The organism is Pseudomonas sp. GW460-12-10-14-TSB1 (genome assembly GCF_017349775.1).
In the GTDB taxonomy this organism is placed as follows: domain Bacteria; phylum Pseudomonadota; class Gammaproteobacteria; order Pseudomonadales; family Pseudomonadaceae; genus Aquipseudomonas; species Aquipseudomonas piscium.
Window position 1 is genome coordinate 19,029 of sequence record NZ_JACNAC010000045.1, and the last position, 26,474, is coordinate 45,502.

Here is a 26,474-nt window from a genome sequence, read left to right on the forward strand (position 1 = left end):
AAGACACCATCCATCGCCCATAAAAAATGCCCCGTATCGCTGGATACGGGGCATTTTTTTGGCTACTCGGTGCCCGCTTGTGACGGGCCCCGGGCAGATAGCGGTTTAGGCCAGCGCTTCGCTGCGCTTGCCCAGCAGGCGGTCGCAGACGACAGCGACCACCAGGGTCATGACCGAAGGCACCAGCCACGCCAGGCCCTGCTCGCTCAGCGGCAGGTGCATCAACTGGGTTGGCATCCAGTCCGCCAGGCCGGCGCCCTTGAGGGCGTCGATCAGGCCGAACAGGAAGGACACCAGCATCACTGGACCGACGATGCGGCCTTGCTCATGCCAGAAGTCCTTGCAGAAGCTCAGGGCCACCAGGGCGATGCACGGCGGGTAGATAGCGGTCAGCACCGGGATGGAGAAAGCGATCAGCTTGGTCAGGCCCAGGTTGGACACCAGCAGCGAGAACGCCGCCAGGATGACCACCAGGGTCTTGTACGACAGCGGCAGTACGCGGCTGAAGTACTCGGCGCAAGCACAGGTCAAACCAACCGCGGTCACCAGGCAGGCCAGGGAAATCAGCACGGCCAGGAAGCCGCTGCCCAGGGAACCGAAGGTATGTTGCACGTAAGCGTGCAGCACCGCCGCGCCGTTGGTGGCGCCGGCCGCGACTTCGTGACTGCCCGAGCCCAGGCGGAACAGGCTGACATACACCAGCGCCAGGCCGACGCCGGCAATCAGCCCGGCGATGATCGCGTAACGGGTGATCAGGCGTGGCGACTCGACACCGCGGGAACGGATGGCGTTGACGATGACGATGCCGAACACCAGCGCACCCAGGGTATCCATGGTCAGGTAACCATTGATGAAGCCTTGGGAGAACGGCGCCGCGACGTATTCGGGAGTCGCCACACCGATATCACCGGCCGGCAAGGCGAACGCGGCGATGCCCAGTACGGCCAGGGCGATGATCTTCAGCGGCGCGAGGAAACGCCCAACGGTGTCCAGCAGGCGTCCCGGGTAGAGGGAGATGAAAAACACCAGCAGGAAGTAAGCCGAGCTATAGAGGAACAGCGCCAGCGGGCTTTCGCCGGTCAGCGGCGCCAGGCCCACTTCGAAGGATACGGTCGCGGTACGCGGCGTCGCGAACAACGGGCCGACCGCCAGGTAGCAGACCGCCGCCAGCAGGCCACCGGCGATTTTGCCGATCGGGCTGCTCAGCGCGTCCATCGCGCCGCCGACCTTGGCCAGGGCCACGACGGTCACCACCGGCAAGCCCACAGCGGTGATCAGAAAGCCCAGCGCCGCGATCCAGACGTTGGGTCCGGACTGCAAGCCGACGATAGGCGGGAAGATGATATTGCCGGCCCCGACGAACAGGGCAAAGGTCATAAAACCCAGTGCCAGAATGTCCTGGCCTTTCAACACTTTCATTAGGGAAATACCACACTACTGAATCGGAATTTAGAGAGGGATTTCCCTTATGGGTGAGGGAAATGCTGTCGGTCCGTATAGGACTGACCCGTTTAGCGCGCAGCTTCCTTGTGGGACGCAGACGCAAAAGAGGCGGCTAGACTACCGAATTTGTAAGACAAACGCACTGTTAGAGGGCGAACTGTCCGATAAGCGACATTTCCGTGTCGCGTTTATATAGATAAATAGCCGTTTGCCATGATTATGACTAGGTCCCGCCGGTTTTCAGGAGCGAAGCTTGCTCGCGATCAGGCCGTCGAACACCACAATTCCCCTTCCCCACAAAGCACAAAGGCCACCCGAAGGTGGCCTTTGTCAGCAGAGTTACAAGCTAAGCGCGAGGCTTACTTGACAGCCCAGCCAGTCAGCTCGGCCAAGGCCTTGCCGATGTCTGCCAGCGAACGCACGGTTTTCACGCCTGCGTCTTGCAGAGCAGCGAATTTCTCGTCTGCAGTGCCTTTGCCGCCAGAGATGATTGCGCCAGCATGGCCCATGCGCTTGCCCGGAGGAGCAGTCACACCAGCGATGTAGGAAACAACCGGCTTGGTCACGTTAGCCTTGATGTAGGCAGCCGCTTCTTCTTCAGCCGAACCGCCGATCTCGCCGATCATCACGATCGCTTCGGTCTTCGGGTCTTCCTGGAACAGCTTCAGGATGTCGATGAAGTTGGAGCCTGGGATCGGGTCACCACCGATGCCGACGCAGGTGGACTGACCGAAACCGGCGTCAGTGGTCTGCTTAACGGCTTCGTAAGTCAGGGTGCCGGAACGGGAAACGATACCGACCTTGCCTGGCAAGTGAATGTGACCTGGCATGATGCCGATCTTGCATTCGCCTGGAGTGATCACGCCTGGGCAGTTAGGGCCGATCAGGGTAACACCCAGCTCGTCGCACTTGACCTTGGCATCCAGCATATCCAGGGTAGGAATGCCTTCGGTGATGCAGACGATCAGCTTGATGCCGCCGAAAGCCGCTTCCAGGATGGAGTCCTTGCAGAAAGGAGCTGGAACGTAGATCACACTGGCGGTGGCGCCAGTGGCAGCTACAGCGTCTTTCACGGTGTTGAAGACAGGCAGGCCCAGGTGCTCGGTGCCGCCTTTGCCCGGAGTTACGCCGCCAACCATCTTGGTGCCGTATTCGATGGCTTGCTGGGTGTGGAAACTACCTTGCGAACCGGTAATACCCTGGCAGATAACTTTGGTGTCTTTATTGATCAGGACGCTCATTATTTGCCCTCCGCAGCTTTGACAACTTGTTGAGCAGCGTCGGTCAGGCTGGTAGCAGCGATGATGTTCAAGCCGCTTTCTGCCAGTACTTTAGCGCCCAGTTCAGCGTTGTTGCCTTCAAGGCGAACAACAACCGGGATTTTCACGCCGACTTCTTTCACTGCGCCGATGATGCCTTCGGCAATCATGTCGCAACGAACGATGCCGCCGAAGATGTTGACCAGTACTGCAGCGACGTTGGTGTCGGACAGGATGATCTTGAAGGCTTCGGTCACGCGCTCTTTGGTAGCGCCACCACCTACGTCGAGGAAGTTGGCTGGCTTGCCGCCGTGCAGGTTGACAATGTCCATGGTACCCATGGCCAGGCCGGCACCGTTGACCATGCAGCCGATGTTGCCTTCCAGGGCCACGTAGTTCAGTTCGAACTTGGCAGCGTGCGCTTCGCGCGGATCGTCCTGCGACGGATCGTGGAAAGTCTTCAGCTTAGGCTGACGGTACATGGCGTTGGCGTCGATGTTGATCTTCGCGTCCAGGCAGTGCAGATCGCCATCAGCCTTGATCACCAGCGGGTTCACTTCCAGCAGAGCCAGATCGTGGTCCTGGAACAGTTTGGCCAGACCAACGAAGATCTTGGCGAACTGGGCAACTTGCTTGCCTTCCAGGCCCAGCTGGAAAGCCAGCTCGCGACCCTGGAATGGCTGAGCGCCAACCAGTGGATCGATAGTGGCCTTGAGAATTTTTTCTGGAGTGTCGTGAGCGATTTTCTCGATGTCCACGCCACCTTCGGTGGAAGCCATGAACACGATGCGACGGCTCGAACGGTCGACGACAGCGCCCAGGTACAGCTCTTTAGCGATATCAGTGCACGATTCAACCAGGATCTTGGTGACTGGCTGACCATTGGCGTCAGTCTGGTAAGTCACCAGACGCTTGCCCAACCACTGTTGAGCGAATGCTTTAGCGTCTTCTTTGCTGCGAACCAGCTTTACGCCGCCCGCTTTACCGCGACCACCGGCGTGAACCTGGGCTTTGACAACCCACTCGGAGCCGCCGATCTTGTCGCAAGCTTCTGCTGCTTCTTCCGGGGTGTCTACCGCGTAGCCTTTGGATACTGGCAGGCCGTATTCAGCGAACAGCTGCTTACCCTGATACTCGTGAAGATTCATGCTTTTTACCGTCTTCGTTAGGTACTGCGCATTCGGCGCTGCGCTCTTGATGAGTGCCGCGCCACCTGTGACCGCTCCTCACCGGACTCCCCTGCCCCGCCTCCGCAGCCTGGGCTGCGGCACAACGCATGAAGATTCCCGTGAGGTCGAGTCCAGCGGACGTTCCGCGGTGAGTCTTGCTCGCAAGGCTCACGACGGGCAATCCGCCGTGGTTTCTTATTGTCTTAACGCTTTTTGCGGTTGGCGATGTGAATGGCGCCGCCATTCACTGCCAGTGCTGCTTCGTGCAGCGCTTCGGACAGGGTCGGATGGGAGAAAACCATCATGCCCAGGTCTTCGGCGCTGGTGCCGAATTCCATGCCGATCGCACCTTGCTGAACCAGTTCCGCCGCGCTCGGGCCGATCACGTGGACGCCCAGTACGCGGTCAGTCTTGGCATCAGCGATGACTTTTACGAAACCGCCGGTGTCGTTGGCTGCCATGGCACGGCCGCTGGCTGCGAACGGGAAGGTGCCGACGTTAACTTCAACGCCTTCAGCTTTCAAGGTCTGCTCGGTTTTACCGACCCACGCGATTTCCGGGTGAGTATAAATAACCGAAGGGATCAGGTCATAGTTCATCTGAGCCTTGTGGCCCTTGATGCGCTCGACGACCATGATGCCCTCTTCCGAGGCCTTGTGCGCCAGCATCATGCCGCGAACCACGTCGCCGATCGCGTAAACGCCCGGGACGGTGGTGGCGCAGTGATCGTCAACGTGCACGAAACCGCGCTCGTCGAGGGTCACGCCGCAATCGGCAGCCAGCAGATCAGTGGTCACCGGACGGCGACCAACGGCTACGATCAGCTTGTCGAAAGTGATGTTCTGTTCGCCGTTGGCATCGGTGTAGGTCACGACCACTTCTTCGCCGTTGACCTTGGAGCCGGTGACGCGAGCGCCCAGCTTGATGTCCAGCCCCTGTTTGGTCAGGGTTTTCAGCGCTTCCTTGGAGACGGCGGTGTCTGCAGCCATCAGGAAGGTGTCCAGGGCTTCCAGGACGGTCACTTCAGCGCCCAGACGGGACCATACCGAACCCAGTTCCAGACCGATCACGCCAGCGCCGATCACGCCCAGACGTTTTGGTACGGATTGGAATTCCAGGGCGCCGGTGGAGTCGACGATCACTTTCTGATCGACCGGAGCCGGTGGAATGTCGATTGGACGGGAGCCTGGCGCCAGGATGACGTTCTCGGCTTCGATCACTTCCACCGAGCCGTCTGGCTTGGTGACTTCGACTTTCTTGCCGGCCAGCAGTTTGCCGTGGCCCTGGATGGAGGTCACGCCGTTGGCCTTGAACAGGGTGGCAACACCGCTGGTCAGGTTTTTCACGATGTTGGCCTTGCGGCCGACCATCGCAGGCACGTCCATGGACACGCCAGCGTGGCTGATACCGTGGATCGCGAAACCGTCTTGGGCTTCGTGGAATTTCCAGGAGCTGTCCAGCAGCGCCTTGGAAGGGATGCAGCCGACGTTCAGGCAAGTACCGCCGAGGGCCAGTTTGCCCTCCTTGTCGGTATATTTCTCGATGCAGGCAGTCGTGAGGCCGAGTTGCGCAGCTTTAATGGCAGCTACATAGCCGCCTGGGCCTGCGCCAATCACTACCACGTCGAATTTCTGAGTCATGTGTCATTCCTTCTCGAATCAAACCGGACGGCCCCTTGTGGAGGCCGTCGTGGGACGAAGCTGTTCGTTTCGGCGAAAGGCCGATCATCACTGATCGGCCCATGCTACGAAATCAGATATCCAGCAGCAGACGAGCCGGGTCTTCCAGCAGGTTCTTGATGGTAACCAGGAAGGTCACTGCTTCTTTGCCGTCGATCAAACGGTGATCGTAGGACAGAGCCAGGTACATCATCGGACGGATAACCACCTGACCGTTGATCGCCATGGGACGCTGCAGAATGTTGTGCATGCCCAGGATCGCCGCTTGCGGCGGGTTGACGATCGGAGTCGACATCATCGAACCGAAAGTACCACCGTTGGTGATGGTGAAGGTACCGCCGGTCATCTCTTCCATCGACAGTTTGCCGTCACGGGCTTTCTTGCCGAAGGTAGCGATGCCGCCTTCGATTTCAGCCAGGCTCATCAGTTCGGCGTTACGCAGAACCGGAACCACCAGGCCGCGGTCGCTGGACACGGCAACACCAATGTCGGCGTAGCCGTGATAAACGATGTCGGAGCCGTCGATCGAGGCGTTGACCGCTGGGAAACGCTTCAGCGCTTCGGTGGCAGCCTTGACGAAGAACGACATGAAGCCCAGGCGTACGCCGTTGTGGGACTTCTCGAACAGATCCTTGTACTTCGAACGCAGGGCCATGACTTCGGTCATGTCGACTTCGTTGAAAGTGGTCAGCATCGCCATGTTCGACTGGGCTTCGACCAGACGCTCGGCAACCTTGGCACGCAGGCGGGTCATCGGAACGCGCTTCTCGACGCGGTCGCCGGCAGCGAATACCGGAGCAGCAGCGGCAGGAGCAGCAGCCTTGGCAGGCGCGGCAGCCGGAGCGGCTTTCTTGGCAGCAACGGCTGCAACCACGTCTTCCTTGGTCACGCGACCGCCTTTGCCGGTACCGGCAACGGAGGCGATGTTGATGCCGTTCTCTTCAGCCAGCTTGCGCGCGGCTGGAGCTGCGATTGGATCGTCTTCGCCTTCGGCGGCTGGAGCTGCGGCCTGAGCGACAGCTGGTGCGGCAGCGGCTGGAGCAGCAGCGGCAGCGGCGCCTTCAGCGATGGAGCCCAGTACTTCGTCGGACAGAACGGTGTCGCCTTCGTTCTTGACGATAGCGCCCAGCACGCCGTCAGCGGTGGCCAGAACTTCCAGCACGACCTTGTCGGTTTCGATGTCGACGATCAGTTCGTCGCGCTTGACGGCGTCGCCCGGTTTTTTGTGCCAGGTGGCAACGGTGCCATCGGCAACCGATTCCGGGAAAGTGGGGGCTTTGATCTCGATAGCCATTATCTGTGGTTCCTTAAATTCGGTTTCAGGTGCGCGAAGGCGTTAAACAGTGAAAGCATCTTGCAGCAGTTTTTCCTGCTGCTCGGCGTGCATCGATGCATAACCACAAGCTGGGGCAGCAGAAGCGTCACGACCGGCGTACTCGAGTACGAGCGACTTGTTGTGACCGCTGATGATGCGACGCATGTGATGCTGGCTGCAGTACCAGGCACCCTGGTTCATCGGCTCTTCCTGACACCAAACGATGTGTTTGAGGTTCTTGTACGGAGCCAGGACTTCGATCAGGTCGTCCTCAGGGAATGGGTACAGCTGCTCGATACGCACGATGGCGATGTCATCACGGCCTTCAGCACGGCGTTTTTCCAGCAGGTCGTAGTAGACCTTGCCGCTACACAGAACGATGCGACCTACATCTTTTGGATCCTGGGCATCGATTTCCGGAATAACGGTCTGGAACGAACCTTCCGCCAGATCTTCCAGGGTCGAGATGGCCAGTTTGTGACGCAGCAGCGACTTCGGAGTCAGGACCACCAGCGGCTTGCGCAGCGGGCGAATCACCTGACGACGCAGCAGGTGGTAGATCTGGGCCGGGGTGGTCGGCATGCAGACCTGGATGTTGTGCTCGGCGCACAGCTGCAGGTAACGCTCCAGACGAGCCGAAGAGTGCTCCGGACCCTGACCTTCATAGCCGTGTGGCAGCAGCATGGTCAGACCGCAGAGACGGCCCCACTTGTGCTCGCCACTGGTGATGAACTGGTCGATCACCACCTGGGCACCGTTGGCGAAGTCGCCGAACTGGGCTTCCCAGATCACCAGCGCGTTTGGCGTGGTGGTCGAGTAACCGTATTCGAACGCCAGTACGGCTTCTTCGGACAGGAACGAATCGTACAGATCGAAACGTGGCTGGCCGTCGTACAGGTGCTGCAGCGGAATGTAGGTGCTGGCGTCTTTCTGGTTGTGCAGGACTGCATGACGGTGCGAGAACGTACCGCGGCCGATGTCCTGGCCGGTCATGCGGATCGGGTGACCTTCGAACGCCAGGGTCGCGTATGCCATGGTTTCGGCATAACCCCAGTTGATCGGCAGGCCGCCGGCTTGCATCTTCTGACGGTCTTCGTAGATCTTCGCGACCTGACGCTGAACCACGAAGCCTTCCGGCAGCTCCAGCAGCTTGGCGGACAGTTCCTGCAGGGTCTTCAGATCGAAGGTGGTGTCGTGACGCGCAGTCCAGGCGTGGCCCAGGTACGGACGCCAGTCCACGAACAGCTCTTTGTTCGGCTCTTTGACCAGGCTCTTCACGACGTGCAGGCCATTATCCAGCGCGTTGCGGTATTCGTCGACTTTCGCCTGAACACGCTCGGCGTCGAGCACGCTGCCCTGGACCAGACGATCGGCATACAGCTCACGGGTGGTGCGCTGCTTGGCGATCTGCTGGTACATCAGAGGCTGGGTGCCGCTAGGCTCGTCCGCTTCGTTGTGGCCGCGACGACGGTAGCAGACCAGGTCGATCACCACATCGCGCTTGTACTGCATGCGGTAGTCGATGGCCAGCTGGGTCACGAACAATACGGCTTCCGGATCATCACCATTCACATGGAGGATCGGCGCCTGGATCATTTTCGCGACGTCGGTGGCGTACTCGGTGGAACGCGAGTCCAGCGGGTTGCTGATGGTGAAACCGACCTGGTTGTTGATCACGATGTGCACGGTGCCGCCGGTCTTGAAACCGCGGGTCTGCGACATCTGGAAGGTTTCCATCACCACGCCCTGACCGGCGAATGCCGCGTCACCGTGGATGGAGATTGGCAGAACCTTGTCACCGGTCTGGTCGTTGCGACGATCCTGACGGGCGCGCACCGAACCCTCGACCACTGGCGAAACGATTTCCAGGTGGGACGGGTTGAAGGCCATGGCCAGGTGAACTTCACCGCCTGTGGTCATCACGTTGGACGAGAAGCCCTGGTGGTATTTCACGTCACCGGAGCCCAGCTCGACCTTCTTCTTGCCTTCGAACTCGTCGAACAGCTCGCGCGGGTTCTTGCCGAAGGTGTTGACCAGGACGTTGAGGCGACCACGGTGGGCCATGCCGATCACGACTTCCTTGGTGCCGTAGGAACCGGAACGCTGGATCAGCTCGTCGAGCATCGGGATCAGGCTTTCGCCGCCTTCCAGGCCGAAACGCTTGGTGCCCGGGTACTTGGTGCCCAGGTATTTTTCGAGGCCTTCAGCTGCGGTGACGCGCTCGAGCAGGTGACCCTTGATATCCGTGGAGTAGGTCGGACGGCCGCGTACGCTTTCCAGACGCTGCTGGAACCACTGGCGCTGCTCGGAATCGGTGATATGCGTAAATTCAGCGCCGATGGTGCGGCAATATGTCTGCTGCAACGCTTCGTGAATTTCGCGTAGGCTCGCTTCCTCTTTGCCGATGAACAGGTCGCCGGCACGGAAGGTCGTATCAAGATCGGCATTGGTCAAGCCGTAATGATTGATTGACAGGTCTGCAGGTGCAGGACGCTGCCACAGCCCCAGCGGGTCAAGCTGGGCTGCCTGGTGGCCACGCATACGGTAGGCCTGGATCAATCGCAGCACTTCAACTTGCTTCTTCTCGTGCTCGCTGCTCACGCTACCGGCGGATACCGGCTGGGCGCGGCGCTGGTTCTTTGCCAGCAACACGAAATGATCGCGGATTGTCGAGTGCGAAACATCGATGGCAGTGCTGCCGTCGGTAGGCAACTTCTGGAAGTAAGTGCGCCACTCTTCTGGCACAGCGTTAGGGTCGTGCAGGTAGAGCTCGTAGAGCTCTTCCACATAGGCAGCGTTACTACCGGATAGGTAGGCGCTGTTCCACATGCGCTGCATCACGCTTTCTTGCATGCTTGGTCACCCTCGGTTAGGGGAACACCACCGGCGAAGACACCGAGCAAACTTGCAAAAGTCCGAGTGCAGCGACCAAAACAAGCCACTTAGGATCACGCTGATAGTCCGGGTACCAGCCCGGATGCCCCTGCTTGTCTCATTTCTTCAAAATACGAGCGGCAACTTTGTGAGCTGCTGCTCAGCTTAAAACTACGGCGCCGGTTGAAGCCTGCGCCGTAGCCTCTACGGGTACAGCGGTCCTGCCTTTACAACAGCTGGGTTACAGCAGCTGAATCACACGCCGCTCGAGAGCAGCATGTTACGTATGTGACCGATGGCCTTAGTCGGGTTCAGGCCTTTCGGACAAACGTTGACGCAGTTCATGATGCCGCGGCAGCGGAATACGCTGAACGGATCATCCAGCGAAGCCAGACGCTCGGACGTCTTGGTGTCGCGGCTGTCTGCCAGGAAGCGATAGGCTTGCAGCAGAGCAGCTGGACCCAGGAACTTGTCCGGGTTCCACCAGAAGGACGGGCAGGAAGTCGAGCAGCAAGCGCACAGGATGCACTCGTACAGACCATCGAGCTTTTCGCGCTCTTCAGGGGACTGCAGACGTTCGATGGCCGGAGCCGGCGTGTCGTTCTGCAGGAATGGCTTCACCTTCTCGTATTGCTTGTAGAAGATGCTCATATCGACGACCAGGTCACGGATAACCGGCAAACCTGGCAGCGGACGAACAACCAGCTTGTTGTTCTTCACCACGGCAGACAGCGGCGTGATGCACGCCAGGCCGTTCTTGCCGTTGATGTTCATGCCGTCGGAACCGCAAACGCCTTCACGGCAGGAGCGACGATAGGAGAAACCTTCGTCCTGCTCTTTGATCAGCGCCAGTACGTCCAGCACCATCAGATCCTTGCCACCGGTGTCGACCTGGAAAACCTGGGTTTTCGGCGCGGAGTCGGTGTCAGGGTTGTAACGATAAACTTCGACTTGCAACATATCGATCACCCTTTAGTAAGTCCGGACTTTTGGTTCAAAAGTCGGAACAGTCTTCGGCGAGAAGTTAACGGCACGCTTGGCAACGCGCTTCTCACCCGGGAAGTACAGGGTGTGGCACAGCCAGTTTTCGTCGTCGCGGTCTTCGAAGTCTTCACGGGCGTGGGCGCCGCGGGACTCTTTGCGCACTTCGGCAGCGATGGCGGTGGCTTCGGCCACTTCCAGCAGGTTCTGCAGCTCCAGTGCTTCGATACGTGCAGTATTGAACGCCTGCGACTTGTCGTTGATCTTGACGTTGGCGATACGAGTACGCAGCTCGGCCAGCTGGGCAATGCCCTTCTGCATGTATTCGCCGGTACGGAATACGCCGAAGTAGTTCTGCATGCAGCTTTGCAGCTCGCGACGCAGGGTTGCCACATCTTCGCCATCAGTACGCTCGTTCAGAGCGTTCAGGCGTGCCAGGGCAGCCTCGATGTTGGCGTCGGTTGCGTCATCGTATTCGATGCCGTCGGTCAGGGCTTTTTCCAGATGCAGGCCGGCAGCGCGGCCGAATACCACCAGGTCGAGCAGCGAGTTGCCGCCCAGGCGGTTGGCACCGTGAACCGATACACAAGCCACTTCGCCCACAGCGAACAGACCATGGATGATCTCATCCACGCCTTCGGCGTTCTGGGTGATTGCCTGGCCATGAATGTTGGTCGGCACGCCGCCCATCATATAGTGGCAAGTTGGAACCACTGGTACTGGAGCAACCACTGGGTCAACGTGTGCGAAAGTCTTGGACAGTTCGCAGATGCCTGGCAGACGGCTGTGCAGCACTTCCTCGCCCAGGTGGTCGAGCTTGAGCATCACGTGGTCGCCATTCGGACCGCAACCGTTGCCAGCGATGATCTCTTTAACCATCGAACGGGCAACAACGTCACGACCGGCAAGGTCTTTGGCGTTCGGAGCATAACGCTCCATGAAACGCTCGCCGTGCTTGTTGATCAGGTAACCGCCTTCACCACGGCAGCCTTCGGTAACCAGTACACCGGCGCCGGCGATGCCGGTCGGGTGGAACTGCCACATTTCGATATCTTGTACCGGCACGCCGGCACGCAGCGCCATGCCGACACCGTCACCGGTGTTGATCAGGGCGTTGGTGGTGGAGGCATAGATACGACCTGCACCGCCGGTCGCCAGTACGGTGGCTTTCGCGCGGATGTAGGTGGTTTCGCCGGTTTCGATGCAGATCGCGATCACACCGACGAACGCGCCTTCCTGGTTCTTCACCAGGTCAACGGCGTAATACTCGTTCAGGAAGGTGGTGCCGGCTTTCAGGTTGCCCTGATAAAGGGTGTGCAGCAGCGCGTGACCGGTACGGTCGGAAGCTGCGCAAGTACGGGCAGCCTGACCACCTTTACCGTAATCCTTGGACTGACCGCCGAAAGGACGCTGGTAGATACGACCGGTTTCGGTGCGGGAGAACGGCAGACCCATGTGGTCCAGCTCGAAAACCGCGGCCGGGCCTTCCTGACACATGTATTCGATAGCGTCCTGGTCACCGATGTAGTCGGAACCCTTGACGGTATCGTACATGTGCCAGCGCCAGTCATCGTTCGGGTCGGCCGACGCGATGGCGCAGGTGATGCCGCCCTGGGCCGACACAGTGTGCGAGCGGGTCGGGAACACCTTGGTGATCACTGCAGTCTTGTGGCCGCCCTGGGCCAGCTGCAATGCGGCACGCATGCCGGCGCCGCCGCCACCAATGATGATGGCGTCGAAAGAAATCGTTGGAATGTTAGCCATGAATCAGATACCCCAGAGAATCTGCACACCCCAGACGAAGTAGGCGAACATTGCAACGCCGCATACTGCCTGGAAAAGGAAACGTACTGCAGTCGCCGATTTGCCCAGCGCCATCGGCGTCAGGTAGTCGGTCGAAATGGTCCACATGCCGACCCAGGCGTGAGCGCCCAGAGCAACCATGGCCAGCAGGCTGAAGATACGCATCCAGTTGTTGGAGAACAGTGCGTGCCATTGCTCGTAGCCAAGGCCCGGGTTCGCAACGAGGTATCCGATCAGGAAGATGAAATAAGCCGCGAGAACGACCGCAGACACACGTTGTGCCATCCAGTCATAGAGGCCCGAACGCGACAGGTTCGTGACGTTAGTTACCATATCCAAACTCCTGCCAGAACGATTACCACCACGGATACGGCGATAACGATTTTAGAGCCCAGCTTGCCGCCTTCCAGCGTCTCACCGATGCCCATGTCCATGATCAAATGGCGCACACCGGCAACCAAGTGATACAGCAAGGCGGACAGGATGCCCCAAATCACTAGCTTGGCTAGCGGACTGGTCAGACACGCTTTCACCTCGCCGAAGCCTTCCTCGGAGCTGAGCGACTTGTCCAATGCATAAAGCATGATGGCAAGGCTCACAAAGAGGATGACACCGGAAATACGGTGAAGGATGGACGTGTAAGCAGTGACTGGGAGTTTGATGGTCCTTAGGTCTAGGTTTACAGGTCGTTGGCTATTCACGGCTTTTTTCACACTGAAGAGCCCCTAACAATCAGGGCAAAGTTGTTGGGGAGTGCACTGGTCAGGTACCCACCACCCAGGGAGTGACGACCCCCATCAAACCGGGCCCGAAAGCCCATGGCGGTCGGTGGCCGAGTATAGACAGTTAGGCTACTAATGACAACGCAATCCCCTTCCCCTAATAGCTCATTGCGTTAGGCGGATAAAAGGCGTAAATGGCGGGGAATTTCGAGGAAAAAGTCCGGTTAAAGCCTTCTGGGGCAAGACTTTAGGCAAATTGACATTCGGATTTATCTCACTATAGTGGTGCGGGCCCTGCGTGGGGGGTCTGTCTGATGATTTCAAGCATAAATAGGAGGCCACATGGCTGACAAAAAAGCGCAGTTGATCATCGAGGGCGCAGCCCCCGTCGAGCTGCCCATTTTAACCGGCACCGTTGGTCCCGATGTAATCGATGTTCGGGGCTTGACGGCCACGGGCCGCTTCACCTTTGACCCGGGTTTCATGTCGACCGCCTCCTGCGAGTCGAAAATCACCTATATCGACGGCGACAACGGCATTCTGTTGCACCGCGGCTACCCAATCGAACAGTTGGCTGAAAAGTCGGACTACCTGGAAACCTGCTACCTGCTGCTCAACGGCGAATTGCCGACCGCAGAACAGAAGGCCCAGTTCGTCAGCAACGTGAAGAACCACACCATGGTTCACGAGCAGTTGAAGACCTTCTTCAACGGCTTCCGTCGCGACGCCCACCCGATGGCCGTCATGTGCGGCGTAGTCGGCGCCCTCTCGGCCTTCTACCACGACTCCCTGGACATCAATAACCCGCAGCATCGCGAAATCTCCGCGATCCGCCTGGTTGCCAAGATGCCGACCCTGGCCGCGATGGTTTACAAGTACTCCATGGGCCAACCCATGATGTACCCGCGCAACGACCTGTCGTACGCGGAAAACTTCCTGCACATGATGTTCAACACCCCGTGCGAGATCAAACCGATCAGCCCGGTGCTGGCCAAGGCAATGGACCGGATCTTCATCCTCCATGCCGACCACGAGCAGAACGCATCGACCTCCACCGTACGCCTGGCAGGCTCCTCGGGTGCCAACCCGTTCGCCTGTATCGCTGCCGGTATCGCTGCACTCTGGGGCCCGGCTCACGGCGGCGCCAACGAAGCGGTACTGACCATGCTCGACGAAATTGGCGATGTCTCGAACATCGACAAGTTCATCGCCAAGGCCAAGGACAAGAGCGATCCGTTCAAGCTGATGGGCTTCGGCCACCGCGTCTACAAGAACCGCGACCCACGCGCCACCGTCATGAAGCAGACCTGCGACGAAGTGCTGAAAGAGCTGGGCATCAAGCACGACAAGCAACTCGAACTGGCCATGCGCCTGGAAGAGATCGCCCTGACCGACCCGTACTTCATCGAACGCTCGCTGTACCCGAACGTCGACTTCTACTCGGGGATCATCCTCAAGGCCATCGGCATTCCGACCAGCATGTTCACCGTGATCTTCGCCCTGGCGCGTACCGTCGGCTGGATCTCGCACTGGAAAGAAATGCTCTCCAGCCCTTACAAGATCGGCCGTCCTCGCCAGCTGTACACCGGCTACGAGTCGCGCGACATCACCAAGCTGGAAGACCGCAAGTAAGACCTGTTGCCTTGCGCTAACGTCTTGACTGCACCGGATACGGTCTCTTTATAGAGGCCGTATTCGTTTGTACCCCCCTCCCCCGCCATTTCCCTGTAGCAGCCTGTATTCGGCCGCACAGCGGATATGGAACGCCAACTCCACCCCCTCTCACTGAAGAGCTTGCGAGCGCTGCGTGCTCGATCGCAGGTTGCGCCAGCGGCTACAAGGAACGACCCATTCCTGGAGCCAACAAAAATGCCCCTGTCTCTCGACAGGGGCATTGGTTTGCAACTCAGCTTATATATAGAAGCCGATACACAGGAGCCTTAGTGCGATACCGCCCCGCTGGCGCCCAGGCCGGTCTGCGAGCGCACGAATTGCGGGAAGAACAGCGCCCGCTCATTGTCAGCCGCAGTGGACTTGTCGGTGATGGAGAAGAACCAGATCCCGATGAAGGCAATGATCATCGAGAACAGCGCCGGGTACTCGTAAGGGAAGATGGCTTTCTCATGCCCCATGATCTGCACCCAGATGGTCGGGCCGAGGATCATCAGGCCAACGGCACTGACCAGGCCCAGCCAGCCGCCAATCATGGCGCCGCGGGTGGTGAGCTTCTTCCAGTACATGGAAAGCAGCAGTACCGGGAAGTTGCAGCTCGCCGCGATGGAGAACGCCAGGCCGACCATGAACGCGATGTTCTGGCTCTCGAACAGGATGCCCAGGGCAATCGCCAGCACCCCCAGGCACACAGTGGTGATCTTCGAGACGCGGATTTCATCCTTCTCGTTGGCCTTGCCCTTCTTGATCACGCTGGCATACAGGTCGTGGGAAACCGCCGAGGCGCCGGCCAGGGTCAGGCCAGCCACCACCGCCAGGATAGTGGCGAACGCCACCGCCGAGATGAAGCCGAGGAACACGCTGCCGCCCACGGCATTGGCCAGGTGCACCGCCGCCATGTTGTTGCCGCCGAGCAGAGCGCCCGCCGCGTCCTTGAACGCCGGGTTGGTGCTGACCAAGAGGATCGCGCCAAAACCGATGATGAAGGTCAGGATGTAGAAGTAGCCGATGAAGCCGGTGGCATACAGCACGCTCTTGCGCGCTTCCTTGGCGTCGCTCACGGTGAAGAAGCGCATCAGGATGTGCGGTAGGCCCGCGGTACCGAACATCAGCGCCAGGCCGAGGGAGAAGGCCGAGATCGGATCCTTCACCAGGCCGCCCGGGCTCATGATCGCTTCACCTTTGGGGTGAACCTTGGTGGCTTCGGAGAACAGCATGTTGAAGTCGAAGTTGACATGTTTCATGACCATCAGCGCCATGAACGAGGCGCCGGACAGCAGCAGGACCGCCTTGATGATCTGCACCCAGGTGGTCGCCAGCATGCCGCCGAACAGCACGTACAGCACCATCAGGATACCCACCAGGATCACCGCCACATGGTAATCGAGGCCGAACAGCAGCTGGATCAGCTTGCCGGCACCAACCATTTGCGCGATCAGGTAGAACGCCACCACCACCAGCGAGCCGCAGGCCGACAGCGAGCGGATCTGGGTCTGCCCGAGGCGATAGGACGCCACGTCGGCAAAGGTGTACTTGCCCAGGTTGCGCAGGCGCTCGGCGATCAGGAACAGGATGATCGGCCAGCCCACCAGGAAGCCGATCGAATAGATCAGGCCGTCATAGCCGGAAGTGAACACCAGGGCGGAAATTCCCAGGAAGGACGCCGCCGACATGTAGTCACCGGCAATCGCCAGACCGTTCTGGAAACCGGTGATCTTGCCGCCCGCAGCATAGTAGTCAGCCGCCGACTTGTTGCGCTTGGAGGCCCAGTAGGTGATGCACAGGGTGGCCCCGACGAACAGCACGAACATGATGATCGCAGAGACATTGAGGGGTTGTTTATGTACTTCGCCGGTCAGGGCGTCGGCCGCCCAGAGACTTGGAGCAAAGGCCGCGACGCTAAAAAAAGCCAATAGACGCCGGATCATTGCTGAGCCTCCTTGAGAATCGCATTGTTCAGGTCGTCGAATTCGCCATTGGCGCGTCGCACGTAGATGCCGGTCAGGACAAAGGCCGCGACAATCAACCCGACACCAATGGGAATACCCCAGGTGATGGATGATTCAGGACTGAGTTTTGCCCCCAGCACATGGGGTCCATAGGCAATCAGCAGGATGAAGCCCGAATAAAGCCCAAGCATGATCGCCGACAGTATCCAGGCGAATCGTTCGCGCTTGCTGACCAGCTCCTTGAAACGCGAGCTGTTTTGAATCGAGAGGTAAATGCTGTCGTTCATTGTTTTTATCCTCGCAGCACAGATTTTAGTTGGAACGTAGTCCACTCTATGCAGCTCTCGGGCCGGTTCCAGACGACCTTAGTATTAGAACGACAGCCCCCCTTACAGGCACTTTTGCACCAGCCAAAACAAAAGGCCGCCGGGTGCGAACACCCGACGGCCTCAAGACCTGCTATCTAGACACTTCCTTGATCAGTTAGCGGTCCACTCGGCGACGCGCTCAGGGTGTTTGGCCACCCAGTCCTTGGCCGCAGCTTCCGGCTTGGCGCCCTCTTGAATTGCCAGCATCACCTCGCCGATTTCATCCTTGGAAGCCCACTGGAACTTCTTCAGGAAGGCCGCAACCTCCGGCGCTTTCTTCTCCAGGCCCTTGCTGCCAATGCTGTTGACGGTTTCAGCAGCACCGTAAACACCTTTCGGATCGTCCAGGAAGCGCAGCTTCCACTTGGCGAACATCCAGTGCGGCACCCAGCCGGTGACCGCGATGGAGTCGTTCTTCTCTTCGGCACGGGTCAGTTCGGCAATCATCGCCGCGCCCGAACTGGCTTGCAGCTTGTAGTCCAGACCGTAGTCCTTGATGGCCTGGTCGGTCTTGAGCATCACGCCCGAGCCGGCATCGATACCGACGATCTTGTTCTTGAAGCTGGTGTCATCCTTCAGGTCGGCGATGCTCTTGGGCTTGACGTACTCCGGCACGATCAGGCCGATTTTCGCGTCCTTGAAGTTGGGACCGTAGTCGACCACCTTGTCCTTGTTCTTGGTCCAGTACTCGCCGTGGGTCACCGGCAGCCAGGCCGATAGCATGGCGTCCAGCTTGCCGGTGGCCACGCCCTGCCACATGATCCCGGTCGCCACAGCCTGCAGCTTCACGTCATAACCGAGTTTCTGCTTGATCACCTCAGAGGCTACATAGGTGGTCGCCACACTGTCCGACCAACCGTCGACATAGCCGATGCTCAGGGTTTTGCTGTCGGCGCTGGCCAGGGTGGAGCTGATCGCAAGCACCAGACCGGCACCTGCGCCTAAGAGTCGTCGCATCTTCATCGTTACTTCCCCGAAAGTGCTGCGCCCGACGGGTGCCGAGCCGCGTCAACCTGTTGTTATGGTGCACAGCGCCCTCATCACGCCCCACCGACTTGCTCGAACATCAGCGCGATTGCCCTATGAGAACTCTGACGCGTCGATCATCAACCTGACGCCAAAGGCGACCTGCTCTGACTGCGACCTCAAAACATTCAGCAACGACACCAGTTCGCCAGTAATCAGGGCATGCCCAAAACAGTCGCCCAATCCCGCCCGAACTTTGCATGTCAAAATCATGCAGGCCACCTGGGCAGCGGCAAATCCGGGTAAGATGCCCGGCTTTGTTTCCTGACGGCCTGACCATGCCCTCGATTGCCCGCTTCCCGCTTCTGCCCTATCTATTCGCCTGCCTGCTGGGGCTCTTCGCGCTCTGTGGCTTCTGGTACGGCCTCGGCCAACCGGTGGTGCTGCCGGATGTCGCCAGCGCCAGCCACAAGCTGCAATGCGCGTCCTACACCCCGTTCGACAAGGACCAGTCGCCCTTCGACCAGCCGTTCAAGTTGCGCCCGGAGCGCATGGACGCCGACCTGGCATTGCTGGCGACCCGCTTCGAGTGCATCCGTACCTATTCCATGACCGGCCTCGAAGCCCTGCCGGACCTGGCGCGCAAGCACGGCCTGAAGCTGATGATCGGCGCCTGGATCAACAGCAACCCGGTGGACAGCGAAAAAGAGGTCGACCTGCTGATCGCCTCGGCCAATGCCAACCCGGATGTGGTGAGCTCGGTGATCGTCGGTAACGAAGCCCTGCTGCGCAAGGAAGTCACCGGCCCGCAACTGGCCCGGCTGATCAACAAGGTCAAGGCCCACGTCAAACAGCCGGTCACCTACGCGGACGTCTGGGAGTTCTGGCTCAAGCACCCGGAAATCGCGCCGGCAGTGGACTTCCTGACCATTCACCTGCTGCCCTACTGGGAAGACGATCCGTCCAACATCGATGCCGCGTTGAACCATGTGGCCCAGGTGCGCCAGGTGTTCGGCAACAAGTTCGCGCCCAAGGACGTGATGATCGGCGAAACCGGCTGGCCCAGCGAAGGCCGCCAGCGCGAAACCGCCCTGCCGAGCCGGGTCAACGAGGCCAAGTTCATCCGTGGTTTTGTGGTCATGGCCGAACAGAATGGCTGGCATTACAACCTGATCGAAGCCTTCGACCAGCCGTGGAAACGTGCCAGCGAAGGCGCGGTCGGCGGTTACTGGGGGCTGTTCGATGCCGATCGCCAGGACAAGGGAGTGCTCGCCGGGCCGGTGTCGAACCTGCCTTACTGGCCATTGTGGCTGGGCGTGGGCGGGGTGATCTTCCTTGCCACGCTGATCCTCGGTGGCCGGGTCCGCGGCACTCGCGCGGCCCTGGTCCTGCCCTTGCTTGGCGCCCTCGCCGCCTGCTCCATCGGCGCCTGGGGCGAGCTGGCGCGGGTCACCAGCCGCTTTGCCGGGGAATGGTTCTGGGCAGGCCTGCTGCTGGCCCTGAACCTGTTGGTGCTGGCCCACGCGGCACTGAGCCTGAGCCCACAAACCGGCTGGCGCCAACGCGCTTTCGACAGCCTGGAAAAACGTGCCGGCTGGCTGCTTGCTGCTGCCGGCTTCGCCGCCGCGGTGATGATGCTGGAGCTGGTGTTCGACCCACGCTATCGCAGCTTCCCCAGCGCCGCCCTGCTCCTGCCGGCCCTGGTCTACCTGTGCCGTCCGGTGCGGGTGCCGCGTCGCGAAATTGCCCTGCTGACCTTTATCCTCGGTGCCGGCATCGCCCCTCAGCTGTATCGCGAAGGCCTGGAAAACCAGCAGGCCTGGGGCTGGGCCCTGGTCAGCGTGCTGATGGTCGCCGCCCTGTGGCGCAGCTTGCGGGCTCGCAAAGCCTGAGGCCTGACAGAAAAAAGGGATGACCATGGTCATCCCTTTTTTATTACCGGCGATTCAAGTCACTCTACCGCGCCAGGCGCCCGCACCAGCCGCAAGGCACCGATAACAATGGCAAACACCGCCAGGCTGGTGTTGTAGAGCGCCAGCGCCGGAAAGCCGAACAGCAGCGCCAGCACCGCCAGGCTCCAGCCGGCACGACCCGGTATCACGAAGGCGATCAGGGACGCCGCCAGCGCCGCCCAGCCCATGACCTTGAAGTGGATCAGCAGCCCCAGGCTGGAACGCGCCTGGCACTCCCAGCGGCTGGCCTCGTCGACGCAGACGCCGACCCATCGAGCGTCCTCCATGAAGCCATAGCGCACGCCATAACTGGCGGCCAGCCACAACGGCAGGACAACAAGCAGCAGAATCACGGGAAAACGGCGGGACATGAAGCACTCCGATAAGCGAAAACGGTGCCCAGCATAATCGCCCGAGGCCGGTAAGCAAGCCTGTTACACAGATAACTGTTGAGCAAACAGCGGCAAAGTGTATCGTCTGGCGACTATTACCGCCGATCCGGCTTTGCCCTGCCTCGATCGTTTTTTGTGCCGTGCCATGGCACTTCGGCAGTAACCCGGTGGTCATAGCCTGCGAACTTCACTCGGCACCTTCCTCTACAGGGATTTAGTCATGCTCCGTTCCTTGCGCTTCGCTGCCCTGTTTGGCGGCCTTATCTCGAGTGCGTCCGCGCTCGCGGTCGACATCGACGCCGCCAGCTATGGCTACCCCTTGACCAATCCGTTCGAGGCGACCATTGCCACCACTCCGCCGGACCTGCGTCCGAAGCTGCCGAGTGACGACGACATCAATCAGACGGACCGCAGCCTGACCTTGCGCCCCGAGCGCGAGTTCATCCTGCCGGACAACTTCTGGGCCGTGAAGAAGCTCACCTACCGCATCGCCGAGCAGGACCATGCCGCACCGCTGATCTTCCTTATCGCCGGCACCGGCGCGCGCTATGACAGCAGCCTCAACGAATACCTGAAGAAGCTCTATTACCAGGCCGGCTACCATGTGGTGCAGCTGTCCTCGCCCACCAGCTTCGACTTCATCAGCGCCGCCTCGCGGTTCGCCACGCCGGGCGTGACCAAGGAAGACGCCGAAGACATGTACCGCGTGATGCAGGCGGTGCGCGCGCAGAACCCGAAACTGCCGGTCACCGACTTCTACCTCACCGGCTACAGCCTCGGCGCCCTGGATGCGGCCTTCGTCAGCAAGCTGGACGAAACCCGGCGCAGCTTCAACTTCAAGAAAGTCCTGCTGCTCAACCCGCCGGTCAATCTCTATACCTCCGTCACCAACCTCGACAAGCTGGTGCAGACGGAGGTCAAGGGCATCAACAACACCACCACCTTCTACGAGCTGGTGCTGAACAAGCTGACCCGCTACTTCCAGCAGAAGGGCTATATCGACCTCAACGATGCCCTGCTCTATGACTTCCAGCAGTCCAAGCAGCACCTGAGCAACGAGCAGATGGCGATGCTGATCGGCACCTCGTTCCGCTTCTCCGCCGCCGACATCGCCTTCACCTCGGATCTGATCAACCGCCGCGGCCTGATCACCCCGCCCAAGTACCCGATCAGCGAAGGCACCAGCCTCACGCCATTCCTCAAGCGCGCCCTGCAATGCGACTTCGACTGCTACCTCACCGAGCAGGTGATCCCGATGTGGCGCGCCCGCACCGACGGCGGCAGCGTGCTGCAACTGATCGACCAGGTGAGCCTGTACGCACTCAAGGACTACCTGCGGGACAGTCCGAAAATCGCCGTGATGCACAACGCCGACGACGTGATCCTCGGCCCGGGCGACCTGGGGTTCCTGCGCAAGACCTTTGGCGACCGGCTGACGGTCTACCCCCATGGCGGCCATTGCGGCAACCTCAACTACCGCGTCAACAGCGACGCCATGCTGGAGTTCTTCCGTGGCTAAACATCTCCTGCTCATCGCTGCGTTGTTCTGCGCAGGTTATGCCAATGCCGACGACAGCAAGGCCGAGACACCCGTGGTCGCAGACGGGGACGGCTTCACCGAACCGCTCAAGCGGCTCAAGTTCAACCCGGGCCTGGACCAGCGCGAATTCGAGCGTTCGACCCTCAACGCGCTGAACGTCTACGACCCGCTGGAGTCGTGGAACCGTCGGGTCTACCACTTCAACTACCGCTTCGATCAGTGGGTATTCCTGCCGGTGGTCGACGGTTACCGCTACATCACCCCGAGCTTCCTGCGCACCGGTGTGAGCAACTTCTTCAACAACCTGGGCGACGTGCCCAACCTGGTCAACAGCCTGCTGCAGTTCAAGGGCCAGCGCTCGCTGAACACCACCGCGCGCCTGCTGGTCAACACCACCATCGGCATCGGCGGTCTCTGGGACCCGGCCACCAGCATGGGCCTGCCACGCCAGAGCGAAGACTTCGGCCAGACCCTGGGCTTCTACGGCGTGCCGGGCGGCGCCTATTTCGTCCTGCCGATCCTCGGGCCCTCGAACCTTCGCGACACCGCCGGGCTGGTCGTGGACTACACCACCGAGTCGGCGATCAACTTCCTCAACGTTTCCGAGGTCAGCTCGAACCACCCGGAGCTCTGGGTCCTGCGCAGCATCGACAAGCGCTATCAGACCAGCTTCCGCTATGGCCAGCTGGACTCACCATTCGAGTACGAGAAAGTCCGCTACGTCTACACCGAATCGCGCAAGCTGCAAATCGCCGAGTGATTCCTCAAGGGCCCAGCCATCCGCACAGGGCCCTTTTTCTTTCTTCCCCCTCCGATAAACCCTGCTCTCCTACCCGCCTGCATCCTCGCCAGACGCGGAAAAATCTTCATTGGAATTTTCCAGGCAAGTAGATACGATGCTAATCATTAGCTAGCTATCTATGTGCCTTGCGAATGAAAAGCCCTACCCTGCGAATCCCCGATTTCTGGCTGGCCGTCCTGGCTCCCAGCCGCAACGACCTGCTGTTCGCCATCAGGAACATGATCGCCGGGGTCATTGCCTTGTACCTGGCCTTTCGTTTCAACCTCGAGCAGCCGCAATGGGCCCTGACCACTGTGTTCATCGTCAGCCAGCCCAGCAGCGGCATGGTCCTGGCCAAGGGCGCCTTCCGTCTGCTCGGCACCTTTAGCGGGGCCCTGGCCTCGATCGTGCTGATCGGCCTGTTCGGCCAGAAGCCCCTGCTGTTTCTGCTGGCGATGGCGCTGTGGCTGGCCTTCTGCACCACCGGCGCCTCGCTGCTGCGCAATCACGCCTCCTACGGCTTCGTACTGGCCGGCTATACCGCAGCGATCATCGCCCTGCCCGCCACCGCCCATCCGCTGCTGGTGTTCGACCAGGCCGTGGCTCGCTGTTCGGAAATCAGCCTGGGCATCATCTGTGCGGCGATCGCCAGCACCCTGCTCTGGCCGCGCCGGGTCGAACAGGCGCTGGCCACCCAGGGCAAGGCGGCCTGGCAAGCCGGCATGCGCGCCGCAGCCTCCGAGCTGATCGGCCAGGACCAGCGCAAGGGGCTGCTGGAAGCCCTCGGCAAGCTGGTGGCGGTCGATGCCCAGCGCGATCACGCCTGGTTCGAAGGCCCCCAGGGACGACGGCGCTCCCGGGCCCTGCGGGTGCTCAGCCGCGACTTGCTGAGCCTGCTGCGTGCCGCCCGCGGCGTGGCCCGCCAGCAACTGATGCTCGACAGCACCGCGAAGACCTCCGTGGCGCCACTGATCGAACAATTGGCTACGGCCCTGGAACACAACGACGAAGAGGCGATCGTCCAATTGTCGGCACGCCTTCAAGAGGCGCTGCAGGACCGCAGCCTGTCACAGGACGCGCATCTGTGCCTGATGCAACTGGCTCAGGTGCCGGTGCTGCTGGAACGCAGCGCGCAGACCCTGCAGGCCGTCGAGCAAGGCCGGGTACCCCACGGCGCGCCTGGCGCCCTGTCCTGGCACCGGGATATCGAGCAAGGCATCCTTGGCGGCCTGCGCAGCGCCCTGGCGTTTCTCGCCGTGGCCGGCTTCTGGGTGCTCTCGGCCTGGCCCTCCGGCCTGGGTGCGGTGTCGATCTGCGGGGTGGTGCTGAGCCTGTTCGCCGGCCGGGAAAACCCTTCTGCCTCCAGCCTCAACTTTCTCAAGGGCATCGCCCTGTCGGTACCGGTCGCCGGCTTCGTCGGCCTGGGCTTGCTGCCCGGCTGGGATGGTTTCCCGCTGCTGTGCGTGGGCCTCGGGGTGCCGCTGTTTTGTGCCTCGCTGTGCATGAGCAAGCCGCGGATGGCGCCGATCGCGTCGGCGTTCTGTATCTTTTTCGTCAACAACGTCGGCCCCGGCAACCTGATGACCTACGACCTGGCCAACTTCCTCAACAAGGCCATGGCGACCCTGGTCGGCGTCGGCATCGCGGTCCTGGTGTTCCGCCTGGTCAGCCTCAACCCTGGCGAGCATCACTACCGGCGGATGTTCCGCGCCTCGCTGTTCGACCTGGCGCAACTCACCTCGCGCCCGCTGGAGCAAGCCGAGAGCTGGTTCGGCGGGCGCATGGCCGACCGCCTGATCCGCCTGGCGCGCTACTCCGAAAGCCTGCCCCAGGAACGCCGCCAGCACTGGGACAACGGCCTGCTCGGGCTCGACCTGGGCGACGAATTACTGCAATTGCGCGCCAGCCTGGGCGCCGCGACCGGCGCTCTGGCTGTCGAACGCGGACACTACCTGCAGAGCATCGCCACGCTGCTCAAGTCAGGCGGACCGACGCCACGCCGCAGTGATCGACTGGACGCTCCGACCATCGCCCTGCTCAAGGCCCTGGAGCAGGCACCGCATCTGCCGGAACAGGATCTGGAAATGGCCAGGGCGGCGCTGCTGCAACTGCAATTCACCTGGCACAAATGGTGCCGCCTGACCCGCCACGAACCCGGCGTGGCAGCTGTCGCCCAGGGGTAATGAGCGGGCAAAAAAAACCGCCACGCGCCGGTTGCGGCGGGTGGCGGCATAACGCCCTGCGAAGGCCCCTCAGGCTTGCAGCAGCGGGAACAGCGAAATCACCAGCAGCAACGCCATGCCGTAGTTGAACAGGCGCAACCAGCGCGGATCGCGCAGGACATTGCGCAGCACGCTGCCGAACCCGGCCCAGACCCCGACGCTCGGCGCGTTGATCAAGGCAAACAGGCTGGCGATCACCACCACGTTGAAGAAGTAACCCTGCAACGGCGTGTAGGTACTGATGGCCCCCAGCGCCATGACCCAGGCCTTGGGGTTGACCCACTGAAACGCCGCGGCGCCCCAGAACCCCAGTGGCCGGCCCTTGCCATCGACTTCCTGGGACACCGGCCCGGAACGGGCGATGTTCCAGGCCAGGTACAGCAGATAGGCGGCACCGACGTAGCGCAGCACCTTGTACAACACCGGGTAGGCCTCGAACACCGCCCCCAGGCCCAGGCCGACGGCCAGCACCAGCACCAGGAACCCCGAACTGATCCCGAGGATATGCGGCACCGTGCGACGGAATCCGAAATTCACCCCCGAGGCCAGCAGCATGGTGTTGTTCGGTCCGGGGGTCACCGAGGTGACAAAGGCAAACAAGGCGAAAGCCAACAACAAGTCGATCGACAACGGCATACAGTCATCCTGAGAAGTACATGCTCCGAACAGAGCCCTGATTCATTGTTTTCGCCCCGGCGATCGCCACGGGCGAGGCTTATCCACGCTTACAGCAAGGACCCGATGAAGCCCGCGGCGACCATCGTGTAGAACGCGCCGCACACCAGGCCGAAAGCCTTGCGCGTGCGGACGAAAAACGGCTCCGCCGAACGCGCGGAAAAGGCCAGGGCATAGGCACAGAAAATCACGAAGCCGGCGACCGCGCAGCTGCCCACCAGCACGAAGCTGGCCCAGGACGGCGCCGTGGCACTGAGGCCGACGGTGGTCACGGTGAACCAGGTCAGGGCCGCCTTGGGGTTGGTCAGGTGGATGCCCAGCCCTTGCAGGTAGAACCCCAGCGTGCGGCTCTGTTTGGCCCGGGCGCGGTTGAGGTTGACCGCGTTGGGGCTCAAAGCGCCGCGGATGGATTTGTAGGCCAGCCATAACAGGTAGCAGGCGCCGAGGATCTTCAGCCAGACCAGCACCTGGGTGTTGGACATCAGCAAGGCCGAGACGCCCGCGGCCGTCATCGCCCCCCAGCACAACGAACCGGAAATGACCCCGGCCGCCAGCGCCAGCCCCGGGGTACGCCCGTAGCTGAGCGAGGTGTTGGCAATCGCCAGGTTACCCGGGCCAGGGCTGGCGGTTCCGATGACATAAACGGCCATAGCAGCACCAAAGCTCGATAAATCAAACATTTGACGGTCTCTCGTAGAAGTCGCGGGAGCAGG

The 26,474-nt window shown here is 60.7% G+C and carries 21 protein-coding genes; 5 read left to right on the forward strand and 16 right to left on the reverse strand.

Annotation, left to right across the window (positions count from 1 at the left end):
• Window positions 1-105: 105 nt before the first annotated feature.
• The 10 genes from brnQ to sdhC all read right to left on the reverse strand — a co-directional run bounded on the left by brnQ (window position 106) and on the right by sdhC (window position 13,236).
• Entirely contained in the window at window positions 106-1,419 is a 1,314-nt protein-coding gene (gene brnQ / locus J4D52_RS22320; RefSeq protein ID WP_063429057.1) for a branched-chain amino acid transport system II carrier protein, read from the reverse strand.
• Window positions 1,420-1,802: 383 nt separating this feature from the next.
• A complete protein-coding gene (gene sucD, locus J4D52_RS22325; protein WP_007931513.1) occupies window positions 1,803-2,684 on the reverse strand; it encodes a succinate--CoA ligase subunit alpha in 882 nt (293 codons plus the stop codon).
• Window positions 2,684-3,850, reverse strand: coding sequence for an ADP-forming succinate--CoA ligase subunit beta (gene sucC / locus J4D52_RS22330; protein ID WP_009047768.1), 1,167 nt, complete (start codon window positions 3,848-3,850; stop codon window positions 2,684-2,686). Before sucC ends, sucD begins: the two co-directional genes overlap by 1 nt.
• Window positions 3,851-4,074: 224 nt before the next feature.
• Window positions 4,075-5,511: a dihydrolipoyl dehydrogenase gene (gene lpdA, locus J4D52_RS22335; RefSeq protein ID WP_025805261.1), complete on the reverse strand. Its 1,437-nt coding sequence runs from the start codon at window positions 5,509-5,511 to the stop codon at window positions 4,075-4,077.
• Window positions 5,512-5,623: 112 nt separating this feature from the next.
• A complete protein-coding gene (gene odhB / locus J4D52_RS22340) occupies window positions 5,624-6,844 on the reverse strand; it encodes a 2-oxoglutarate dehydrogenase complex dihydrolipoyllysine-residue succinyltransferase (protein WP_063429055.1) in 1,221 nt (406 codons plus the stop codon).
• 42 nt (window positions 6,845-6,886) lie between these two features.
• Entirely contained in the window at window positions 6,887-9,718 is a 2,832-nt protein-coding gene (locus J4D52_RS22345) for a 2-oxoglutarate dehydrogenase E1 component (RefSeq protein ID WP_025805260.1), read from the reverse strand.
• A 276-nt stretch (window positions 9,719-9,994) separates the two neighbouring features.
• Window positions 9,995-10,699 carry a succinate dehydrogenase iron-sulfur subunit gene (locus J4D52_RS22350; RefSeq protein ID WP_007931501.1) on the reverse strand — a complete coding sequence of 235 codons (705 nt, stop codon included), beginning with the start codon at window positions 10,697-10,699 and terminating at the stop codon, window positions 9,995-9,997.
• 12 nt (window positions 10,700-10,711) lie between these two features.
• Window positions 10,712-12,484, reverse strand: coding sequence for a succinate dehydrogenase flavoprotein subunit (gene sdhA / locus J4D52_RS22355; protein ID WP_009047766.1), 1,773 nt, complete (start codon window positions 12,482-12,484; stop codon window positions 10,712-10,714).
• Between the two features lie 3 nt (window positions 12,485-12,487).
• The gene (gene sdhD / locus J4D52_RS22360) at window positions 12,488-12,856 is read right to left on the reverse strand and encodes a succinate dehydrogenase, hydrophobic membrane anchor protein (protein WP_007931497.1); all 369 of its coding nucleotides are present in this window, start codon (window positions 12,854-12,856) and stop codon (window positions 12,488-12,490) included.
• Entirely contained in the window at window positions 12,850-13,236 is a 387-nt protein-coding gene (gene sdhC, locus J4D52_RS22365; protein WP_169915034.1) for a succinate dehydrogenase, cytochrome b556 subunit, read from the reverse strand. The genes sdhD and sdhC overlap by 7 nt, the downstream gene beginning before the upstream one ends.
• A 351-nt stretch (window positions 13,237-13,587) precedes the next feature.
• Here sdhC and gltA point away from each other — a divergent pair, with 351 nt between their 5' ends.
• Entirely contained in the window at window positions 13,588-14,877 is a 1,290-nt protein-coding gene (gene gltA / locus J4D52_RS22370; RefSeq protein WP_009047765.1) for a citrate synthase, read from the forward strand.
• 308 nt (window positions 14,878-15,185) lie between these two features.
• On the opposite strand, the gene J4D52_RS22375 is transcribed toward gltA, so the two are convergent.
• The 3 genes from J4D52_RS22375 to J4D52_RS22385 all read right to left on the reverse strand — a co-directional run bounded on the left by J4D52_RS22375 (window position 15,186) and on the right by J4D52_RS22385 (window position 18,196).
• Entirely contained in the window at window positions 15,186-16,844 is a 1,659-nt protein-coding gene (locus J4D52_RS22375) for a cation acetate symporter (RefSeq protein WP_016702212.1), read from the reverse strand.
• Window positions 16,841-17,152 carry a DUF485 domain-containing protein gene (locus J4D52_RS22380; protein WP_009042787.1) on the reverse strand — a complete coding sequence of 104 codons (312 nt, stop codon included), beginning with the start codon at window positions 17,150-17,152 and terminating at the stop codon, window positions 16,841-16,843. Before J4D52_RS22380 ends, J4D52_RS22375 begins: the two co-directional genes overlap by 4 nt.
• A gap of 192 nt (window positions 17,153-17,344) precedes the next feature.
• Window positions 17,345-18,196 (reverse strand): glycine betaine ABC transporter substrate-binding protein, encoded by an 852-nt coding sequence (locus J4D52_RS22385; protein WP_025805259.1) that lies wholly within the window; start codon window positions 18,194-18,196, stop codon window positions 17,345-17,347.
• Between the two features lie 341 nt (window positions 18,197-18,537).
• On the opposite strand from J4D52_RS22385, the gene J4D52_RS22390 reads away from it, so the two are divergent.
• Window positions 18,538-20,091 carry a beta (1-6) glucans synthase gene (locus tag J4D52_RS22390; protein WP_102677670.1) on the forward strand — a complete coding sequence of 518 codons (1,554 nt, stop codon included), beginning with the start codon at window positions 18,538-18,540 and terminating at the stop codon, window positions 20,089-20,091.
• Between the two features lie 59 nt (window positions 20,092-20,150).
• Here J4D52_RS22390 and J4D52_RS22395 read toward each other — a convergent pair whose 3' ends face one another.
• On the reverse strand, window positions 20,151-20,522 hold the full coding sequence (locus tag J4D52_RS22395) for a hypothetical protein (protein ID WP_025805257.1): 372 nt from the start codon (window positions 20,520-20,522) through the stop codon (window positions 20,151-20,153).
• 241 nt (window positions 20,523-20,763) lie between these two features.
• Here J4D52_RS22395 and J4D52_RS22400 point away from each other — a divergent pair, with 241 nt between their 5' ends.
• The 3 genes from J4D52_RS22400 to J4D52_RS22410 all read left to right on the forward strand — a co-directional run bounded on the left by J4D52_RS22400 (window position 20,764) and on the right by J4D52_RS22410 (window position 25,047).
• Window positions 20,764-22,062, forward strand: coding sequence for a hypothetical protein (locus J4D52_RS22400; RefSeq protein WP_063429052.1), 1,299 nt, complete (start codon window positions 20,764-20,766; stop codon window positions 22,060-22,062).
• Entirely contained in the window at window positions 22,055-22,843 is a 789-nt protein-coding gene (locus J4D52_RS22405) for a VacJ family lipoprotein (protein ID WP_025805255.1), read from the forward strand. The genes J4D52_RS22400 and J4D52_RS22405 overlap by 8 nt, the downstream gene beginning before the upstream one ends.
• A 173-nt stretch (window positions 22,844-23,016) precedes the next feature.
• Window positions 23,017-25,047 (forward strand): FUSC family protein, encoded by a 2,031-nt coding sequence (locus tag J4D52_RS22410; RefSeq protein WP_102677668.1) that lies wholly within the window; start codon window positions 23,017-23,019, stop codon window positions 25,045-25,047.
• Between the two features lie 69 nt (window positions 25,048-25,116).
• Here J4D52_RS22410 and J4D52_RS22415 read toward each other — a convergent pair whose 3' ends face one another.
• Window positions 25,117-25,722 (reverse strand): LysE family translocator, encoded by a 606-nt coding sequence (locus J4D52_RS22415; RefSeq protein WP_009042782.1) that lies wholly within the window; start codon window positions 25,720-25,722, stop codon window positions 25,117-25,119.
• 89 nt (window positions 25,723-25,811) lie between these two features.
• Window positions 25,812-26,441 carry a LysE family translocator gene (locus tag J4D52_RS22420; RefSeq protein ID WP_025805253.1) on the reverse strand — a complete coding sequence of 210 codons (630 nt, stop codon included), beginning with the start codon at window positions 26,439-26,441 and terminating at the stop codon, window positions 25,812-25,814.
• Window positions 26,442-26,474 lie beyond the last annotated feature (33 nt).

Bases quoted from the DNA above. Each gene is read 5' to 3' on its own strand.
- brnQ (WP_063429057.1), bottom strand. From the start codon at position 1,419: ATGAAAGTGTTGAAAGGCCAGGACATTCTGGCACTGGGTTTTATGACC.
- sucD (WP_007931513.1), bottom strand. From the start codon at position 2,684: ATGAGCGTCCTGATCAATAAAGACACCAAAGTTATCTGCCAGGGTATT.
- sucC (WP_009047768.1), bottom strand. From the start codon at position 3,850: ATGAATCTTCACGAGTATCAGGGTAAGCAGCTGTTCGCTGAATACGGC.
- lpdA (WP_025805261.1), bottom strand. From the start codon at position 5,511: ATGACTCAGAAATTCGACGTGGTAGTGATTGGCGCAGGCCCAGGCGGC.
- odhB (WP_063429055.1), bottom strand. From the start codon at position 6,844: ATGGCTATCGAGATCAAAGCCCCCACTTTCCCGGAATCGGTTGCCGAT.
- J4D52_RS22345 (WP_025805260.1), bottom strand. From the start codon at position 9,718: ATGCAAGAAAGCGTGATGCAGCGCATGTGGAACAGCGCCTACCTATCC.
- J4D52_RS22350 (WP_007931501.1), bottom strand. From the start codon at position 10,699: ATGTTGCAAGTCGAAGTTTATCGTTACAACCCTGACACCGACTCCGCG.
- sdhA (WP_009047766.1), bottom strand. From the start codon at position 12,484: ATGGCTAACATTCCAACGATTTCTTTCGACGCCATCATCATTGGTGGC.
- sdhD (WP_007931497.1), bottom strand. From the start codon at position 12,856: ATGGTAACTAACGTCACGAACCTGTCGCGTTCGGGCCTCTATGACTGG.
- gltA (WP_009047765.1), top strand. From the start codon at position 13,588: ATGGCTGACAAAAAAGCGCAGTTGATCATCGAGGGCGCAGCCCCCGTC.
- J4D52_RS22375 (WP_016702212.1), bottom strand. From the start codon at position 16,844: ATGATCCGGCGTCTATTGGCTTTTTTTAGCGTCGCGGCCTTTGCTCCA.
- J4D52_RS22380 (WP_009042787.1), bottom strand. From the start codon at position 17,152: ATGAACGACAGCATTTACCTCTCGATTCAAAACAGCTCGCGTTTCAAG.
- J4D52_RS22385 (WP_025805259.1), bottom strand. From the start codon at position 18,196: ATGAAGATGCGACGACTCTTAGGCGCAGGTGCCGGTCTGGTGCTTGCG.
- J4D52_RS22390 (WP_102677670.1), top strand. From the start codon at position 18,538: ATGCCCTCGATTGCCCGCTTCCCGCTTCTGCCCTATCTATTCGCCTGC.
- J4D52_RS22395 (WP_025805257.1), bottom strand. From the start codon at position 20,522: ATGTCCCGCCGTTTTCCCGTGATTCTGCTGCTTGTTGTCCTGCCGTTG.
- J4D52_RS22400 (WP_063429052.1), top strand. From the start codon at position 20,764: ATGCTCCGTTCCTTGCGCTTCGCTGCCCTGTTTGGCGGCCTTATCTCG.
- J4D52_RS22410 (WP_102677668.1), top strand. From the start codon at position 23,017: ATGAAAAGCCCTACCCTGCGAATCCCCGATTTCTGGCTGGCCGTCCTG.
- J4D52_RS22415 (WP_009042782.1), bottom strand. From the start codon at position 25,722: ATGCCGTTGTCGATCGACTTGTTGTTGGCTTTCGCCTTGTTTGCCTTT.
- J4D52_RS22420 (WP_025805253.1), bottom strand. From the start codon at position 26,441: ATGTTTGATTTATCGAGCTTTGGTGCTGCTATGGCCGTTTATGTCATC.